Annotated in this window: 17 protein-coding genes and 5 tRNA genes; 13 read left to right on the forward strand and 9 right to left on the reverse strand. The window is 59.6% G+C overall.

Annotation, left to right across the window (positions count from 1 at the left end):
* Positions 1 to 65: 65 nt before the first annotated feature.
* Entirely contained in the window at positions 66 to 1091 is a 1026-nt protein-coding gene (locus QZR30_RS23510) for an outer membrane protein assembly factor BamD (protein ID WP_046070855.1), read from the reverse strand.
* A gap of 149 nt (positions 1092 to 1240) precedes the next feature.
* Here QZR30_RS23510 and rluD point away from each other — a divergent pair, with 149 nt between their 5' ends.
* The 7 genes from rluD (at position 1241) to QZR30_RS23545 (ending at position 6334) form a co-directional block, all read left to right on the forward strand.
* Complete coding sequence (gene rluD, locus QZR30_RS23515) at positions 1241 to 2203, forward strand: 23S rRNA pseudouridine(1911/1915/1917) synthase RluD (RefSeq protein WP_043049304.1); 963 nt, start codon at positions 1241 to 1243, stop codon at positions 2201 to 2203.
* Positions 2200 to 2925, forward strand: a complete 726-nt coding sequence (gene pgeF, locus QZR30_RS23520; protein ID WP_046070856.1) for a peptidoglycan editing factor PgeF — start codon at positions 2200 to 2202, stop codon at positions 2923 to 2925. The genes rluD and pgeF overlap by 4 nt, the downstream gene beginning before the upstream one ends.
* A gap of 135 nt (positions 2926 to 3060) precedes the next feature.
* The gene (gene clpB / locus QZR30_RS23525) at positions 3061 to 5625 is read left to right on the forward strand and encodes an ATP-dependent chaperone ClpB (RefSeq protein ID WP_043049306.1); all 2565 of its coding nucleotides are present in this window, start codon (positions 3061 to 3063) and stop codon (positions 5623 to 5625) included.
* Between the two features lie 295 nt (positions 5626 to 5920).
* Positions 5921 to 5996, forward strand: a tRNA-Asn gene (locus tag QZR30_RS23530).
* 9 nt (positions 5997 to 6005) lie between these two features.
* Positions 6006 to 6082: transfer RNA gene (locus tag QZR30_RS23535), tRNA-Pro, on the forward strand.
* A 5-nt stretch (positions 6083 to 6087) separates the two neighbouring features.
* A tRNA-Lys gene (locus QZR30_RS23540) sits at positions 6088 to 6163 on the forward strand.
* A gap of 94 nt (positions 6164 to 6257) precedes the next feature.
* A tRNA-Pro gene (locus QZR30_RS23545) sits at positions 6258 to 6334 on the forward strand.
* A 175-nt stretch (positions 6335 to 6509) separates the two neighbouring features.
* Here the strand turns inward: QZR30_RS23545 and QZR30_RS23550 are convergent.
* The 3 genes from QZR30_RS23550 to QZR30_RS23560 form a co-directional block, all read right to left on the reverse strand.
* Complete coding sequence (locus tag QZR30_RS23550) at positions 6510 to 7808, reverse strand: NAD(P)/FAD-dependent oxidoreductase (protein ID WP_046070857.1); 1299 nt, start codon at positions 7806 to 7808, stop codon at positions 6510 to 6512.
* Between the two features lie 60 nt (positions 7809 to 7868).
* Positions 7869 to 8042 (reverse strand): DUF3094 family protein, encoded by a 174-nt coding sequence (locus QZR30_RS23555; protein WP_274357913.1) that lies wholly within the window; start codon positions 8040 to 8042, stop codon positions 7869 to 7871.
* A gap of 88 nt (positions 8043 to 8130) precedes the next feature.
* Entirely contained in the window at positions 8131 to 8760 is a 630-nt protein-coding gene (locus QZR30_RS23560; protein WP_043049309.1) for a DUF1780 domain-containing protein, read from the reverse strand.
* Between the two features lie 129 nt (positions 8761 to 8889).
* Between QZR30_RS23560 and QZR30_RS23565 the strand changes: the two genes are divergently transcribed.
* Positions 8890 to 9579 (forward strand): energy-coupling factor ABC transporter permease, encoded by a 690-nt coding sequence (locus QZR30_RS23565; protein ID WP_046070859.1) that lies wholly within the window; start codon positions 8890 to 8892, stop codon positions 9577 to 9579.
* A gap of 64 nt (positions 9580 to 9643) precedes the next feature.
* Positions 9644 to 9859: a hypothetical protein gene (locus tag QZR30_RS23570; RefSeq protein WP_003171680.1), complete on the forward strand. Its 216-nt coding sequence runs from the start codon at positions 9644 to 9646 to the stop codon at positions 9857 to 9859.
* Here QZR30_RS23570 and yacG read toward each other — a convergent pair.
* From yacG to QZR30_RS23590, 4 genes are read right to left on the reverse strand one after another with little or no spacing between them, the layout of a single operon-like run.
* The gene (gene yacG / locus QZR30_RS23575) at positions 9856 to 10056 is read right to left on the reverse strand and encodes a DNA gyrase inhibitor YacG (RefSeq protein ID WP_043049311.1); all 201 of its coding nucleotides are present in this window, start codon (positions 10054 to 10056) and stop codon (positions 9856 to 9858) included. The two genes, QZR30_RS23570 and yacG, sit on opposite strands and share 4 nt — an antisense overlap.
* Positions 10053 to 10676, reverse strand: a complete 624-nt coding sequence (gene coaE, locus QZR30_RS23580; RefSeq protein ID WP_056845538.1) for a dephospho-CoA kinase — start codon at positions 10674 to 10676, stop codon at positions 10053 to 10055. The genes yacG and coaE overlap by 4 nt, the downstream gene beginning before the upstream one ends.
* Positions 10673 to 11539 carry a prepilin peptidase gene (locus tag QZR30_RS23585; RefSeq protein ID WP_274357914.1) on the reverse strand — a complete coding sequence of 289 codons (867 nt, stop codon included), beginning with the start codon at positions 11537 to 11539 and terminating at the stop codon, positions 10673 to 10675. The genes coaE and QZR30_RS23585 overlap by 4 nt, the downstream gene beginning before the upstream one ends.
* Entirely contained in the window at positions 11536 to 12744 is a 1209-nt protein-coding gene (locus tag QZR30_RS23590) for a type II secretion system F family protein (RefSeq protein WP_311904344.1), read from the reverse strand. Before QZR30_RS23590 ends, QZR30_RS23585 begins: the two co-directional genes overlap by 4 nt.
* A gap of 201 nt (positions 12745 to 12945) precedes the next feature.
* On the opposite strand from QZR30_RS23590, the gene QZR30_RS23595 reads away from it, so the two are divergent.
* The 3 genes from QZR30_RS23595 (at position 12946) to QZR30_RS23605 (ending at position 13951) form a co-directional block, all read left to right on the forward strand.
* Positions 12946 to 13359, forward strand: coding sequence for a pilin (locus QZR30_RS23595; RefSeq protein ID WP_059398076.1), 414 nt, complete (start codon positions 12946 to 12948; stop codon positions 13357 to 13359).
* Between the two features lie 63 nt (positions 13360 to 13422).
* Positions 13423 to 13498, forward strand: a tRNA-Thr gene (locus QZR30_RS23600).
* Positions 13499 to 13645: 147 nt separating this feature from the next.
* A complete protein-coding gene (locus QZR30_RS23605) occupies positions 13646 to 13951 on the forward strand; it encodes a DUF6388 family protein (RefSeq protein ID WP_046070864.1) in 306 nt (101 codons plus the stop codon).
* A 118-nt stretch (positions 13952 to 14069) separates the two neighbouring features.
* Here the strand turns inward: QZR30_RS23605 and nadC are convergent, their stop codons facing one another.
* Positions 14070 to 14918 (reverse strand): carboxylating nicotinate-nucleotide diphosphorylase, encoded by an 849-nt coding sequence (nadC, locus tag QZR30_RS23610; RefSeq protein ID WP_068966170.1) that lies wholly within the window; start codon positions 14916 to 14918, stop codon positions 14070 to 14072.
* 245 nt (positions 14919 to 15163) lie between these two features.
* Between nadC and QZR30_RS23615 the strand changes: the two genes are divergently transcribed.
* Complete coding sequence (locus QZR30_RS23615) at positions 15164 to 17317, forward strand: DUF1631 domain-containing protein (protein WP_311904346.1); 2154 nt, start codon at positions 15164 to 15166, stop codon at positions 17315 to 17317.
* Positions 17318 to 17340 lie beyond the last annotated feature (23 nt).

Consider the following 17340-nt stretch of genomic DNA (forward strand, 5'->3'; position numbering starts at 1 on the left):
GCAATAAATACTCGCTCATAAAAAAGGGAGCTCCTCAGAGCTCCCTTTTACGTTGCGTCGAACAATCAGTCGAACACACCGAAGGTCATGTAGCTGAACCACGAACGGTCTTCGTTGTTGCCAAGGGCCTGCGGCTCCTCTTCTTCGATGACGTCGCCGTTCTCGTCGTGAGGCTTGAGGTCCGAAGGAATGGCGTCCTTGGCATCCTGGTACTGCTTGATCACGTCCTGATTGGCGCGGGTTTCGCCCGGCGGCAACGGTGGGCGGGATTCGATCAGGCCCAGGGTGTATTTGCTCAGCCAGGAACGGTTGTCCGCTTCGGCCACCTGAGGCACGAACTGGCCGTCTTTCAGGCTTGGGTGGTCAGGGTAGTTGAGTTTCAAGGTTTCCAGGCTAGTGGTCGCCAGTGTATCGAGATGCAGACGCTGGTAAGCCTCGGTCATGACTGCCAGGCCGTCACCCACGGAGGGGGTTTCCTGGAAGTTCTCCACTACATAGCGGCCACGGTTGGCGGCTGCGACGTACGCCTGGCGGGTCAGGTAGTAGTGGGCTACGTGGATCTCGTAGGACGCCAGCAGGTTGCGCAGGTAGATCATGCGCTGCTTGGCGTCCGGCGCGTAGCGGCTGTTCGGGTAGCGGCTGGTCAGCTGGGCGAACTCATTGTAGGAGTCGCGGGCAGCACCCGGGTCGCGCTTGGTCATGTCCAGCGGCAGGAAACGCGCCAGCAGGCCAACGTCCTGGTCGAACGAGGTCAGGCCCTTCATGTAGTAGGCGTAGTCCACGTTCGGGTGCTGCGGGTGCAGGCGGATAAAACGCTCGGCAGCGGACTTGGCAGCTTCCGGCTCGGCGTTCTTGTAGTTGGCGTAGATCAGCTCAAGCTGGGCCTGGTCGGCATAGCGCCCGAACGGGTAACGCGACTCCAAGGCCTTCAGCTTTGCTGTGGCGCTGGTGAAGCTATTATTGTCCAGATCTGTCTGAGCTTGCTGGTACAGCTCGACTTCGCTCAGGTTTTCGTCGACGACGTCCTTTGTTGACGAGCAAGCAGCAGTCATGGCGAGGATGGCGATCAGCAGCAGGTGTTTCACTTGCATGGCGGCTTGCGTCCCTATGACGGCCGCTGTCTTGGGCGGGGCCGTCCTGTTATGATGAGCGCCCCGTTGAAAGCCTCGGGGCAAAAGACGCCGTATTTAACCACAAGCGCGCAGCCGAAACCAAAGGCTGTGCCACGCCTAGTCTGAGCATGTCCGATAAAATTGAACTTCGCGCAGAGGTGCCGTCCGAATTGGGCGGCCAACGCCTCGATCAAGTCGCCGCACAATTATTCGCTGAGCACTCGCGCTCGCGCCTTTCCGCCTGGATCAAAGACGGCCGCCTGACTGTGGATGGAGCGGTTATCCGCCCGCGAGACATAGTCCATGGCGGTGCGATTCTTGAGCTGACTGCCGAGCAGGAAGCCCAGGGAGAATGGGTCGCCCAGGACATCGAGCTGGATATCGTCTATGAAGACGACGACATCCTGGTCATCAACAAACCCGCGGGCCTGGTGGTTCACCCGGCCGCCGGGCACGCTGATGGCACCTTGCTCAATGCTCTGTTGCACCACGTGCCGGACATTATCAATGTCCCGCGCTGCGGCATCGTGCACCGCCTGGACAAGGACACCACCGGTCTGATGGTGGTGGCCAAGACCATCCAGGCGCAGACGCAGCTTGTTACTCAATTGCAGAGCCGCAGCGTCAGTCGTATCTACGAGTGCATCGTGATCGGCGTGGTGGTGGCCGGTGGCAAGATCAACGCCCCCATTGGTCGCCACGGCCAGCAGCGCCAGCGTATGGCGGTGATGGAAGGCGGCAAGCAGGCCGTCAGCCACTACCGTGTGCTGGAGCGTTTCCGTTCCCACACCCATGTGCGGGTCAAGCTGGAAACCGGGCGTACCCACCAGATTCGCGTGCACATGGCGCATATCAACTTCCCGTTGGTCGGAGATCCTGCCTACGGCGGTCGTTTCCGAATTCCGCCGGCGGCGAGCCAAACCATGGTTGAATCGCTGAAATCCTTCCCGCGTCAGGCACTGCATGCCCGTTTCCTGGAGCTGGATCATCCGACGAGCGGTAAGCGAATGAGCTGGGAATCGCCGCTGCCAGACGATCTGGTCTGGTTGCTGTCGCTGCTCAAGCAGGATCGCGAGGCGTTTGTCGGATGAATGACTGGCTGATTCCTGACTGGCCCGCGCCGGCCGGGGTGAAAGCCTGCGTCACCACCCGAGCGGGCGGCGTCAGTCTGGCGCCGTTCGACAGCCTTAACCTGGGTGATCACGTTGAGGACAGCCTGGAGGCCGTCCTTGAAAATCGCCGCCGTCTGACCGACGCGTTCAATATTCAGCCTGCCTGGTTGCGCCAGGTCCACGGTACCAACGTGGTTGAGGCTGATCCGGGCCGTACTGTCGAGGCAGATGGCAGTTGGACCAGCACCCCTGGCATCGCCTGCACATCCATGACCGCCGATTGCCTGCCTGCGCTGTTCTGTAATCGGGCGGGCACCCGGGTTGCCGCAGCCCATGCCGGTTGGCGTGGCTTAGCGGCTGGCGTGCTTGAGGCCGCGTTCGAAAGCCTGGATACCGCTCCCGAAGACGTCTTGGTCTGGCTCGGTCCTGCCATTGGCCCGCAAGCCTTTGAGGTCGGCCTGGAAGTGCGTGAGGCGTTCATGCAGCAACTGCCGGCCACCGCTGAAGCCTTTGTTCCCAGCCACAACCCCGGCAAGTTCATGGCTGACATCTACCAGCTGGCGCGCCTGCGTCTGGCAGTACGCGGTGTCACCGCCGTGTATGGTGGCGGTTTATGCACCGTGACCGACCCGCGCTTCTTTTCTTATCGCCGCAGCCCGCGTACGGGCCGATTTGCCTCCCTTATCTGGCTTGAACGCTAGACTGTCCTGATCTGTATCAACCATCCGCCGCTTGAAACCCCCAGAATCCACCCCATCTATAAGGGTATCTGGCAGGTTTCTTCATTCAGGATGTGTTTGTTCATAGCTCCGGCCTGCTCAAAAGGAAGGTGACTAATGCGTATTGATCGTTTAACCAGCAAATTGCAGTTGGCCTTATCGGACTCCCAATCCCTGGCGGTCGGCCTCGACCATCCGGCGATTGAGCCTGCGCACCTGATGCAGGCGCTCCTGGAACAGCAAGGTGGTTCCATCAAGCCCTTGCTGATGCAGGTGGGCTTTGACGTCAACAGCCTGCGCAAGGAGTTGAGCAAAGAGCTCGACCAACTGCCGAAAATCCAGAACCCTACCGGCGACGTGAACATGTCCCAGGATCTGGCGCGCCTGCTCAACCAGGCCGACCGCCTGGCCCAGCAGAAAGGTGACCAGTTCATCTCCAGCGAACTGGTGCTGCTCGCCGCCATGGACGACAACAGTAAGCTCGGCAAATTGTTGCTGGGCCAGGGCGTGAGCAAGAAAGCCCTGGAAAACGCCATCAACAACCTGCGTGGGGGCGAGGCGGTGAACGACCCCAACCATGAGGAGTCGCGCCAGGCCCTGGACAAATACACCGTCGACCTGACCAAGCGCGCCGAAGAAGGCAAGCTCGATCCGGTGATCGGTCGTGACGACGAAATCCGCCGCACTATCCAGGTTCTGCAACGCCGCACCAAGAACAACCCGGTGCTGATCGGTGAGCCTGGCGTGGGTAAAACTGCGATTGCCGAGGGCCTGGCCCAGCGCATCATTAATGGTGAAGTGCCGGACGGCCTGAAAGGCAAGCGCCTGTTGTCCCTGGACATGGGCTCGCTGATCGCCGGCGCCAAGTTCCGTGGTGAGTTCGAAGAGCGCCTGAAATCGTTGCTTAATGAATTGTCGAAGCAGGAAGGGCAGATCATTCTGTTTATCGACGAATTGCACACCATGGTCGGCGCCGGTAAAGGCGAAGGTTCCATGGACGCCGGCAACATGCTCAAACCAGCCTTGGCGCGGGGCGAACTGCACTGCGTCGGTGCGACCACGCTCAACGAATACCGCCAGTACATCGAAAAGGACGCCGCGCTGGAGCGTCGCTTCCAGAAAGTCCTGGTGGAAGAGCCAAGCGAAGAGGACACCATTGCCATCCTGCGTGGCCTGAAAGAGCGCTATGAGGTCCACCATAAGGTGGCGATCACCGACGGCGCGATCATTGCGGCGGCCAAGTTGAGCCATCGCTATATCACTGATCGTCAGTTGCCGGACAAGGCTATCGACCTGATCGACGAGGCCGCCAGCCGTATCCGCATGGAGATCGACTCCAAGCCGGAAGTACTCGACCGCCTGGATCGGCGCCTGATTCAACTGAAGGTCGAATCCCAGGCGTTGAAGAAAGAAGAGGACGAGGCGGCTAAGAAGCGCCTGGAAAAACTCCAGGAAGAAATCGTCCGCCTGGAGCGTGAGTATTCGGACCTCGAAGAAATCTGGACCTCGGAAAAAGCCGAAGTACAGGGTTCGGCGCAGATCCAGCAAAAGATCGAGCAGTCCCGCCAGGAACTGGAAGCGGCGCGCCGCAAAGGCGACCTGAACCGCATGGCCGAGTTGCAGTACGGGGTGATCCCGGACCTGGAGCGCAGCCTGCAAATGGTCGACCAGCATGGCAAGCCTGAGAACCAGTTGCTGCGCAGCAAAGTGACCGAGGAAGAAATTGCCGAAGTGGTCTCCAAGTGGACCGGTATTCCGGTGTCGAAAATGCTCGAAGGCGAGCGCGACAAGCTGCTGAAGATGGAAAGCCTGTTGCATCAGCGCGTCATCGGCCAGGAAGAGGCCGTGGTCGCGGTGTCCAATGCTGTACGACGTTCCCGGGCTGGTTTGTCCGACCCGAACCGCCCGAGCGGCTCGTTCATGTTCCTCGGCCCGACCGGTGTGGGTAAGACCGAGTTGTGCAAAGCCCTGGCCGAGTTCCTCTTTGATACTGAAGAGGCCATGGTACGGATCGATATGTCCGAATTCATGGAGAAGCACTCGGTGGCCCGCCTGATCGGCGCACCACCAGGCTACGTGGGCTACGAGGAGGGCGGTTACCTGACCGAAGCCGTGCGGCGTAAGCCTTACTCGGTGATCCTGCTGGACGAGGTCGAGAAGGCCCACCCGGACGTGTTCAACATCTTGCTGCAGGTACTGGAAGATGGACGTCTGACCGACAGTCACGGGCGTACCGTGGACTTCCGTAATACGGTGATCGTGATGACCTCCAACCTGGGCTCGACCCAGATCCAGGAGCTGGTGGGGGACCGTGAAGCCCAGCGTGCTGCGGTCATGGATGCGCTGACCTCGCACTTCCGTCCGGAGTTTATCAACCGGGTGGATGAGGTGGTGATCTTCGAGCCTTTGGCGCGGGATCAGATCGCGGGTATCACCGAGATCCAACTGGGTCGCCTGCGCAGCCGCCTGGCTGAACGCGAGCTGGACCTGGAGCTGAGCAGCGAGGCGTTGGACAAGCTGATCGCGGTCGGGTACGACCCGGTGTATGGCGCACGGCCTCTGAAACGTGCGATCCAGCGCTGGATCGAGAACCCGCTGGCGCAACTGATCCTGTCGGGCAGCTTTATGCCGGGAACCCGCGTCACGGCCACGGTGAAAGACGACGAAATCGTCTTCCATTAAGGCCTGCATCTGGCGTAATAAGAAGAGGCCCCGCATTGCGGGGCCTTTTTTTTCGCTAGGGCGTTGAACTGTAAGGCAAAGGCTTGTAAAGTGCGCCCCGCAGCAACGTCAGCCCACGGGTTTCTTCTCCCCAAGAAGAAATCAGAAAGAAGCGCAAATCATTGTCTTAAAAGCAATTTAAGGGGTTGACAGGGGCTTTTAAGATTGTAGAATAGCGCGCCTCAGAGACGCTAACGTAGCGATACGGACAGGGTCGAAGAGAAGGTTACACAGCAGTAAATTTGAAATATGTAGTTCCGTGATAGCTCAGTCGGTAGAGCAAATGACTGTTAATCATTGGGTCCCAGGTTCGAGTCCTGGTCACGGAGCCAATTTCAAACCGGGGTATAGCGCAGTCCGGTAGCGCGCCTGCTTTGGGAGCAGGATGTCGGGAGTTCGAATCCCCCTACCCCGACCATATTTGGGTCGTTAGCTCAGTTGGTAGAGCAGTTGGCTTTTAACCAATTGGTCGTAGGTTCGAATCCCACACGACCCACCATTTTTGAGACCAGTCCAGGCTGGAATCGAATCTTAAGATCAGAGGCCAAAAGCACTGATCGAAGAAGGCGACTGAAAGGTCGCCTTTTTTTTACCGGGGTATAGCGCAGTCCGGTAGCGCGCCTGCTTTGGGAGCAGGATGTCAGGAGTTCGAATCCCCTTACCCCGACCATATTAAAAATCCTCGTATCGAAAGATACGGGGATTTTTTTTGCGCGCGAATCCTGAGCTCACCGCAAAGCAAATGTGGGAGGGGCTTGCTCCCGATAGCGGTGTGTCAGTTAATGAATACTTAGCTGATCCACCGCTATCGGGAGCAAGCCCCCTCCCACAGGTATTATGCGTTGTTAGTGGAGTTTGAGGCGCGGTTCGGTGCCTCGGCCAATCTTGCTCCCCAACATCAGCATCGCCGTACGGAAGAACCCGTACAGCGCCATCTGGTGCATGCGATACAGCGACACATAGAACATCCGCGCCAGCCAGCCCTCCAGCATCACACTGCCGGTCAGATTGCCCATCAGGTTGCCCACCGCTGAGAAGCGCGACAGCGAAATCAGCGAACCGTAGTCGGTGTACTTATAGGTCGGCAGATCCTTGCCTTCGATGCGCAATTTCAGCGATTTAGCCAACAGCGAAGCTTGCTGATGTGCAGCCTGGGCCCGTGGCGGCACATTGCGGTCGGTGCCGGGTTGTGGGCAGGCAGCGCAGTCACCAAAGGCGAAGATGTTTTCGTCACGGGTGGTTTGCAGGGTTTGCAGCACTTGCAGCTGATTGATGCGGTTGGTTTCCAGGCCATCGATGTCTTTGAGGAAACCCGGTGCGCGAATCCCGGCCGCCCATACCTTGAGGCTGGCGGGAATCACTTGGCCGCTGCTGGTGATCAGGGCGTCGGCAGTCACTTCACTGACCGCCGAGTTGGTCAGCACGGTCACCCCGAGTTTCTCCAGGGTTTTATGCACCGGCCCGCCGATGCGTTCCGGCAGCGCAGGCAATACCCGCGGGCCGGCTTCGATCAGGGTGATGTGCATGTTCTCTGGCTTGATACGGTCCAGGCCATAGGCGGCCAGCTCATGGGCGGCGTTATGCAGCTCGGCGGCCAGCTCGACGCCGGTGGCGCCAGCGCCAACGATGGCAACGCTGATTTGTTCAATGGCATCGGTCTGCCCGGCATGGGCGCGCAGGTAGTGGTTGAGCAATTGCTGGTGAAAACGCTCGGCCTGCTTGCGGGTGTCGAGGAACAGGCAATGTTGTGCCGCACCCTCGGTGCCGAAGTCGTTGGTGGTGCTGCCCACGGCAATCACCAGGCTGTCATAGCCCAGTACGCGTGCAGGCACCAGTTCGCGACCTTCTTCGTCGAGAGTGGCAGCCAGCTGGATTTTCTTCTGTTCGCGGTCAAGCCCGCTCATGCGCCCCAGCTGGAACTCGAAGTGGTTCCATTTCGCTTGGGCAACATAGTTGAGTTCATCTTCAGAAGAGTTCAGCGAGCCGGCAGCTACTTCGTGCAGCAGGGGCTTCCAGATGTGGGTCAGGTTGGCGTCCACCAGCGTGATGCTGGCCTTGCCGCGCTTGCCCAGGGTCTTACCCAGGCGGGTAGCCAACTCCAGGCCGCCGGCGCCGCCGCCGACGATAATAATACGATGGGTCATGGGGATATCTCGCAAGGCTAAAAGAAATCGGAGCAGTTACCCTCGCGAGCGCCAGGCAGCTCATAGCGTCAGGTAACTCAATAGGCGGCTCAGCACACCGAGCCCGATCACCACTACCAGCACCGCGCAGAGGAGCAGCCACGGCCGGAAAGGCTTGCGCTCGACTCTATTCTGGGAGAGTTGCAGGTACTCTTCGACATGCTGTTGGTCATCGGGGTTCAGGCGGCTGGTCATAAAGGCCTCGTCAGGTAGACGTTGCAAAAGGGCGCCACGTTACAGCCAGGGGTTGGCGCTATCGCCATAAGCGTAGCCGGTGCCTGTGTCACAGGCTGATGCCAACGTCGAATACTATGCTGCGCCCCAGGTTGTTGCGCAAGAAATCCGGTGCATCCGGGTGGGCGAACAGCACCCGGGCGAAGGTTGGGCCCACCAACGACAGCGAGCGCCAGCCTTGGCGCAAATACTCGGTGGGGGGCGGGAAGTGGCTGTTGAGGTCCAGCACTTCGCGTTTGAGGCTGGCAAAGGCGATGAGATCCAACTCTCCCAGGTCCATGCCGCGCTCTTTGTAGTTGTGGGCTTTTTTACGCAGTGTCGGCGCCAGGCGCAGCAGGAACTCATGGGCCGGGATGCGCCGTGGCTTGGCTTCGCGCCGCACCAGCTGGCTCAAGGAGAAAGCGCTGCGCCTGCGCAGCAACTCGTCGCGCCATTCGTCGTTCAGGCGCCGGCCTTCGTCCAGCACGAAAAACACCTCGAAGCTGGCGTCGCGAAACAATACATCCGGTGGCTCCTGGCCGGCAGCGTGGAATTCTTCGACGCGGTAGGGCACATTCAGGCCTTGCAGCAGACGCTGGCAGACCCAACGCTCACGCTCCCATTTGCGGGCATTGGATAGAAACGCATTGGCTTGTTCGGCTGCTACGGTGAGCAGGCGCAAATAATCTGAGTCATCCATATTCGCAGCTTAGCGTTCAAATGATGACCACAGGAAGTCTTGCTTTAAAACGCAGGTGTAGACTGGTCACCTGGCAGCAGGCCCAAGGATGAGGTGTGTGGTGAGGCTTATTATAAAGGTAGCGCATCCGTGATCAGTGCAGCTGTTCTGGCGCCATCGACCCTCGGCATCGGCTGGCTGTTGTATGCGCCTGTGCTGATGTGGGCGATGTTGCGCTCGCCGTGGGTCGAATTGTTCGCCGACCGACGGCGCCAGCATTTGCTGTTCGGCACGGTGTTCGCGCTGTTCACGCTGTGGCTGGTGCGACGGGATTTCGATACCGGGGTCTCTTACCACTTTATCGGCATGACCGCCGTCACCTTGCTGCTGGATTGGCCGCTGGCAATCGTCGGTGGGTTTGCCGCTCAGATCGGCCTCATGCTGCTGGGGCGCCAGGACCTGGCCGCGCTCGGCGTCAATGGCCTGCTCCTGATCGGGTTGCCGGTGCTGGTCACCGAAGGCTGTGCGCTGCTGGTCGAGCGGGCGCAACCGCGAAACCCCTTTGTGTATATCTTCTGTTCCGGTTTTTTTGCCGCAGCGCTGTCGGCCTTGCTATGCCTGTTGGCCGGGCTGGGTTTATTGTGGTTTGACGGCCGCTTTGCGATGCCGCAATGGCTGGAAGACTTTGTGGGCTACCTGTGGCTGATCATCTTTCCCGAAGCCTTTATCAACGGCATGGTCATCAGCGCATTGGTGGTGTTCTGCCCGGAATGGCTGGAGACCTTCAACCGTACCCGCTACCTCTCGGCGCCTTGGAAGGACGACGATTCACGGCGTTGATCCAGGTCAAATGCCGGGCAACGGCGCAGGTCCATGCTCTGCAAAATTTTCAGGAGCACGGATCATGAGTGTGTATGAGTGGGCACGGCAGGAGTTGCGCAGAAGCCAGGATGCGGCGCAGGAGATCGGTTTTGACCCAGGCTTGACCTTGCGCGCCATGCTCAGTGCAGTAGTGCAGCAAAGCAAGGGCGTACGCAGTTTTGAAGACCTGGCCGACGAGCTGCAATACCTCGCAGAAAACCTCGACGACCAGCAGGAATATGCCTTTATGCGGCCTTAGTGGCGCGGTGGCAGGTCTTCGGAAAACAGCTCGTCTTCGGCATCCGGGGCCACGGGGATCTTGTGTTCCTCGGCGGCCCAGGCGCCCAGGTCGATGAGTTTGCAACGGTCCGAGCAGAACGGCCGGTTGAGGTTTTCCGTTTTCCATTCCACGGGGGCACCGCAGGTTGGGCAATCGACGGTCAAGGGTTGGCTCATGGTCGGCCTCCACGCAAAGTAAGGTAAAAGTGGTGCAGTCGCTCGACCTCGCCATGCAGCCAGGCAAGGTCCTGGTCATTGACCAGTACATCATCGGCATGGTTCAGGCGGTCTTCGCGGCTGGACTGGGCCTTGAGAATCGCCTGCACCTGTTGTTCGCTGATGCCATCGCGCTGCAGGGTACGCTGAATCTGCAGCGATTGCGGCACGTCGATCACCAGGATGCGCTGGGTCATGCTGTATTGGCCTGACTCGATCAGCAGCGGTGACACCAGGATCGCGTAAGGCGAACGGGCGCGTGCCAGGTGACTGCGAATTTCCTCGGCAATCAACGGGTGCAGCAGTGCTTCCAGCCACAGGCGTTCTTCAGGGACCTCAAAGATCAGTTTACGCAGCGCGGCGCGGTCCAGCTGGCCGTCGGGGTGCAGCACGCCGCTGCCGAAATGCTCGGCGATGCGTGCCAGTGCCGGTCGGCCAGGCTCCACGACCCAGCGAGCAGCATGATCGGCATCCACCAGGTCGATGCCCAGGTGGATAAAGTGTTCGGCCGCAGCGCTTTTGCCGCTGCCAATGCCGCCCGTGAGGCCAAGAATCCAGGGTGTTGCGACAGAAGTGGTCATCTGAAACCGACAGACTGCAAATAGAAGTCGGTTATTTGACCACCCCAGAGCAATGCAATCCAGCCGGCAATTGCCAGGCAGGGACCAAAGGGCAGCGGAGCTGACGCTTGGGTCTTGCGCAAACGCAGCAGGATCAACCCGGCGATCAGGCCCAGCAATGAGGCCATCAGTAATGTCATCGGCAGTATCTGCCACCCACCCCAGGCTCCCAGCAATGCCAATAACTTGAAGTCGCCATGGCCCATGCCATCTTTACCGGTGACCAGCTTGAACAGCCAGAACACGCTCCACAGGCTCATGTAGCCAATGACCGCGCCCCACAGCGCATCGGGCAAGGTCGCCAGCAGGTCGGCGCTGTTGAGGATGAGTCCCAGCCATAGCAGCGGCAGCACCAGCGCATCTGGCAACAATTGATGGTCGAGGTCAATCAGGCTCAGGCCCAGTAAGCCCCAGCTCAGCAGCAGCACCGCGCCGGCCTGCCAGCCAAGGCCGAAGTGCCAGGCAACGGTGGCCGAGACCAACGCGCAGGCCAGCTCGGTTAAGGGATAACGAAGGCTGATGCGCTCACGGCAATGGGCACAACGCCCCCTGAGCAACAGGTAGCTGAGCAGTGGGATATTTTCCCAGGGCCGAATCGGCTGTTCGCAACGGGTGCAGCAGGAATTCGGGCACATCAGGTTATAGGGCGGCCCGCCGGGTGCGGCAGGCAAGCCGAGGATCTCACGGGCTTGGGCACGCCATTCGCGCTCGAGCATTTTTGGCAGTCGCCACACCAGCACATTGAGGAAACTGCCGACGATCAGGCCTGGCACCAGTGCCATGGCAACAAAAAACCAGGGCCGTTCGGTCAGCAGCAGGATCAAAATGCCGTACCCAGTTGAAAGACCGGCAGGTACAGGGCGATCACCAACGCCCCGACAATGCCCCCCAGTACCACCATGATCAGCGGTTCCATCAGGCTGGTGAGGTTATCGACCAAGGTGTCCACGTCCGCCTCGTAGTGGTTCGCGACTTTTTCCAACATTCGGTCCAGCGTGCCGGATTCTTCACCGATGGCCGTCATCTGGATCGCCATGCCTGGAAACAGGCCACTGCTGGCCATGGACTGGTTCAATTGCATGCCTGTGGATACATCGTGGCGCATACGTTCAATTGCCTGTTTGAATGGTCCATTGCCGACGGCGCCGGCCACCGAGCCCAATGCCTGCACGAGGGGCACGCCCGCTGCGAACGTGGTTGAAAGCGTGCGGGCGTAACGAGCGACGGCAGAGTTGTGCAGCAGTTTGCCTGCCAGGGGCATTTTCAACAAACCCGCTTCCAGCCGATGGCGAAAGCCTGGGTAAGCACGGTAAGCCTGACGAAGCCCTGCCAGCGACGCACCCAAGCCCAGCGCCAGCACCCACCACGCCTGTTGCAGGAATTCGGACAGGGCAATGACTGCCAAGGTAAACCCGGGCAATTGGCCGTTGACCCCGGCGAACAGGTTCTGGAATTGCGGCACTACGTGTATCAACAGCACCGCGCTGACCAGCGTGGCAACCACCAGTACCGCAACAGGGTAGGTCATGGCCTTTTTGATCCTGGCTTTGAGCCGTTGGCTTTTCTCCAGGTGAGTCGCTATTCGCTCCAGCAGCAATTCCAGGGCGCCGGCCTGTTCCCCGGTGGACACCAAGTTGCAGTACAGGTCATCGAAATAACGGGGATGTAGGCGCAGCGCATCGGCCAAGCTGTTGCCACTGGCGATCTGCTGTTTCAAGGCTTCGACCAGGTCACGCACCTGCCGGTTCTCGACGCCCTCTCTGATGATGTCGAAGGCTTGTAGCAGCGGGATACCGGCCTTGAGCAATGTGGCCAACTGGCGGGTGAACAGGGCGATATCCGCAGGCAATATACGTGGGGCGAATGTCGGCCGTGGCGCAGGCTTTTTGCGCACACGCTCGGGGTAGATCCCTTGCTGGCGCAATTGTGCCTTGATCAGCGCAAGGTCATTGCCAGCAATTTGCCCGGACACCCTGCGTCCCTTGCGGTTGATGCCTTCCCAGGCGTAGATCGTTGATGTGTCATTCATGTCGGGTTCGTGCACGCAGGTAGTGAAGAATTTACAGCTTAGTCAGGGAGCGTGTCCGGGCAGGCTGGCGTTCAGGAATAAAATGTCAGAATGTGCGTCCTGTACGCGATTGGCCGCTTGGGCATGAGTACACTGGCGCCGTTGCACACTACGGGGCGCAGGACGCGCCTTGTCATGGTTCTATTCTGGAGAGTGAAAGAGATGCGTCAAAAAGGCTTTACTTTGATCGAGTTGTTGATCGTCGTGGCAATCATCGGCATTTTGGCCACCATCGGTTTGCCCATGTACACCAAGCACCAGGCCAAGGCCAAGTTTACGGCGGGGCTGGCGGAAATCAGCGCGTTGAAGGCTGGCTACGAAGATACGATCAACCAGGGCACTGTGCCCACTCTGGAGTTGATCGGTGGCACCAGCCCGACGGCCAACTGCAAGATCGAGGTGACAGGCGATGTGGCCTCGGGTGCAGGTTCCATCCGTTGTGAAATTCTCGATGCGCCGGCGCCCGTGCTGGGCAAGACCATTACCCTGACCCGCAGCGCCACCACCGGCTGGACCTGCGCCACCACGGTTGAGGCGCAGTACGCTGCCAAAGGCTGTGGCACCAACGGCGCGTGACGCCGCCGGGCGGTGAGCGAGTCAGTTGCTGCATGCCCGATGCAGTGCTAGCTTTAGCCCACTGCCCGTGTAGCTCAGCCGGTAGAGCAGCGCACTCGTAACGCGAAGGTCGCAGGTTCGATTCCTGTCTCGGGCACCAAGGCACCACCGCTTCAAAGGCAATGTTTTCAGATGATCCCAGAATGGTTCTGAAGGCCAGACGAGCTGGCATTCGTGCCCGCTCTTTTGTATCTGCGCAACCTTGATGACCCAGATGCATCCCCATTCCTCGATCTAAGAGAACGACATGACCACGACTGAGATGACCCAGGAAGTTCGGCACCAAGCAGCTCTCGAAAAATATCTCGAGGAGTCGCCGCAGCTTAAAGAAGAGATCAAGGAACTGAGCGCTGACGACCAGCGTGACCAGATCCAGTGGGCATTTGAGGACGAGGCCGAGAGCCAGGGCTACCAGCCTTGGGAACTGACCCTCAAGTACACCTCGACGCCTGAAGAGTTTGAAACTGCACGGCTGGCCTTGCACAAAGAGGCGGCCGAAGTGCTGGGTGTCGAGTGGGACGAGTACTGCGAGATGAATAACCTTGTAGTTTAAAGCAGCCTGTAGGCGCGAGCTTGATCGCGAAAAACGTTAACGATAACGCGTGAACTTTGATTGCACGCGGTGCCCTTGAGGTTTTCGCGAGCAAGCTCGCTCCTACAGTCAAGGCACTTTAGATACTCAGACGCATCGACAGATCCACCGCCTTCAGATCCTTGGTCATCGCGCCGATGGAAATGTAGTCCACTCCGGTTTCAGCGACAGGCAGCAGCGTGGTTTCGTTGATCCCGCCGCTGGCTTCCAGCTTGGCCTTGCCGGCGTTCAGGCGCACGGCTTCGCGCATGTCGTCCAGGCTCAGTTCATCCAGCATGATGATGTCGGCACCCGCCGCCAGGGCTTCGCGCAATTCTTCCAGGCTTTCCACTTCGATTTCTACCGGCTTACCCGGGGCGATCTTGTGGGCAGCCGCGATGGCCTGGGCAATACCTCCACAGGCGGCAATGTGGTTTTCCTTGATCAGGAACGCGTCATACAGCCCGATGCGGTGATTATGGCAACCGCCGCAGGTGACTGCGTACTTCTGCGCCAGGCGCAGGCCCGGCAATGTCTTGCGGGTGTCCAGCAGCTTGACTTGGGTACTGGCAACAAAGTCCGCCAGGAACTGCGCACGGGTGGCGACGCCTGACAGCATCTGCAGGAAGTTCAGCGCACAGCGTTCACCGCTGAGCAGCGAGCGTGCCGGGCCTTCAAGGTGGAACAGCACCTGGTTGAGGTTGACCCGTTCACCGTCGGCCACCTGCCAATGCACGGCTACCCGTGGGTCCAGTTGGCGGAACACTGCATCCACCCACGCCGTACCAGCGATAACGGCCGCCTCGCGGGTAATGATCGTCGCCTTGGCCAGCCGTTCGACCGGGATCAACTGCGCGGTGATGTCACCACTGCCGATGTCTTCCAGGAGTGCGCGGCGCACGTTGGCTTCAATTTCGGCGGTGAGGTCGGCGAGACGGAGATTCGGCATAACAGGCTCCACAAACAAAGTGCCTCGATTATAGGGGCTGCATGCGTTTGAACCCAGGCTCGCCACTCAATTACAGCGCAAAGGCATAGTTTGCTGGCGCAACTACCCTCATTTGCAAGATAATCTCGCGCCTTGCGATTGGCGTCATAGCTTTGACGTCCTGGTGGTAGCCGGGTGTTTGCAGTGCCTCCCGGGCCTGCCCCCGTTCTTCCCACCTCTCAACACCGCCGTTTCAGGAGGCCAGGATGCACAATGACGGAAAGGTGGTGCCTTTCAACAGGGCGCAGGCCACGACATCGCCGCTCGCGCGCCTGCCGGTGGTGGTGTTGCAGGTGCGTGACAAGGCGGCGCAACAGTTGCAACAGGGTTTGCAGGAGTTGTTCGATAACGCCGACGACACCCTGTTCGAAATGGCTGACAAGGCCCGCAGCACCGTCGACCATCATATTTTCTTCGAGGCCATGCGTGACCTGCGCCTCAAGCGCAAGAACTTCGAGCGCGTATTCATGGAGCAGCTGTTTGCCGCCTTTGGCGACCTGGGCTTGGCCGGGCGCGGCGACATGCACCTGGTGCCGGTGGTGTCTTACGAAGGCGTGCCCGGTACAAGCGCTGATGAGGCGGAAAAAGCCGTGGCCCTTGAAGCGATGCTCAGTCGAGTACGGCATCGCGATGGGGTGGCACTGGGGCAGTTGAGTGCGCGATTCAGTGAATTGCTTGGCAGGCGCCTGGATGACCATGAGAACCCACTGGGGCCGGCCTTGCTTTGCGAGTTCTTCCTGCAGGCCGGACGCAGCCTGGGGGTGGAGATCCGGGTTAAGCTGATCATACTCAAGCTGTTTGAAAAATACGTGCTCAGCGACGCTGACCTGCTGTACGCCGAAGCCAATCAGCTACTGGTCGCCACTGGGGTACTGCCCGAACTCAAGGCCGTTCCGTCCCGTCGTCCCGGTGGGCCTGCGACCCGTGAACAGCACCACCCCAGCCAGTCGATCGCCGAGCCGCCGTTCGAGCCAAGCGGACAAGAGGCCTTCAGTGCCTTGCAAAAGTGGCTGGTGGCCGTGCGTGGCAGCGTAGCGCCGACCCTCGAGGCCAGTACCGAGCCGCAACCGATCGCCACCCGCGACCTGCTGCGCCTGCTGTCGCATTTGCAACAGTACGTCCCGGAGCCCGACGCCGAGGACGATTTTGACCTGCGCAATCAGCTTGAGCAGCTACTGACTCGGGTCAGCGTCAAGAGTGGCAGGTCGCGGGTGCTGGAAGAGGCTGACGAAGATGTAATCAACCTGGTCGCCTTGCTGTTTGAGTTCATTCTCGATGACCGCAGCGTGCCGGATGCTTTCAAGGGTTTGATTGCCCGCTTGCAGATTCCGATGCTGAAAGTCGCGGTGCTGGACAAAAGCCTGTTCAGCTGTGCGAACCATCCGGTGCGCCGCTTGCTCAATGAAATCGCGAGCGCCGTCATAGGATGGAGCCCGCCGGGGAACAACCCGCACGATTACCTCTACCTGCGTATCGAGCAGGTCGTACAGCGGTTACTGAATGAATTTGTCGAAGACACGGCAATTTTTTCCCAGCTGCTGGCGCAGTTCAGCGCGTTTACCGCCGATGAGCGCAGGCGTAGTGAGTTGCTGGAGCGGCACACCCATGAAGCCGAGCAAGAGCGCCTGCGTACCGAGGCTGCTCGCCGGCGTGTGGCGCAAGCGATCAATCGACGGATTATGGGTAAAACCTTGCCGCAGTTTTTGCTGCGGTTCCTGCAGCAGGCCTGGAGCCAGGTGCTGTTGTTGACCACGCTCAAGCACGGCGAACAATCCCTGCCATGGCAAACGGCGCTGCGCACCATGGATGAGCTGATCTGGAGCGTTGGCCTGCAGGGAGACACCGAAGCAGGTCGGCGTTTGCTCGAGCAATTACCTGGGTTGCTCAAGGCGCTGCGTGACGGCCTGGCCAGTGCGGCGTTCGATTCGTTCAGCACCCGTGAGTTTTTCCAGCAGTTGCAGGCCATGCATGTACAGTCGTCAGAGGGCGAGGGCGTCGATGTGCTGGTCGAAGTCCGCGAACCTTTCGTCTTCAGCTCGAGTTTGCCGCCACCCCAAGAGCCTCTGCCCGATGATGATTCCGATTTGCTCAAGGTCCAGCAGTTGCGTATAGACACCTGGATTGAGCTGCAGCAAAACGACGCCCCCATCCTGCGCTGCAAGTTGACGGCGATCATGCCGCCTGCCAATACCTATGTATTTGTTAGTCGCACAGGGCTCAAGGTTCTGGAGCAAACCGCCGGGCAATTAGCCCTGGCCTTCAAGCGTGGCGCGCTGCGCACGTTGGATAATGGCTTGCTGTTCGAACGTGCGCTGGCTGCGGTGGTGGGTAACCTGCGTCAACTCAATCGCGGCAAGTGATCGCAACCGCGGGGCGGAACGCG

This window comes from Pseudomonas sp. rhizo25, assembly GCF_031931935.1.
GTDB classification, from domain to species: Bacteria; Pseudomonadota; Gammaproteobacteria; order Pseudomonadales; family Pseudomonadaceae; genus Aquipseudomonas; species Aquipseudomonas synxantha.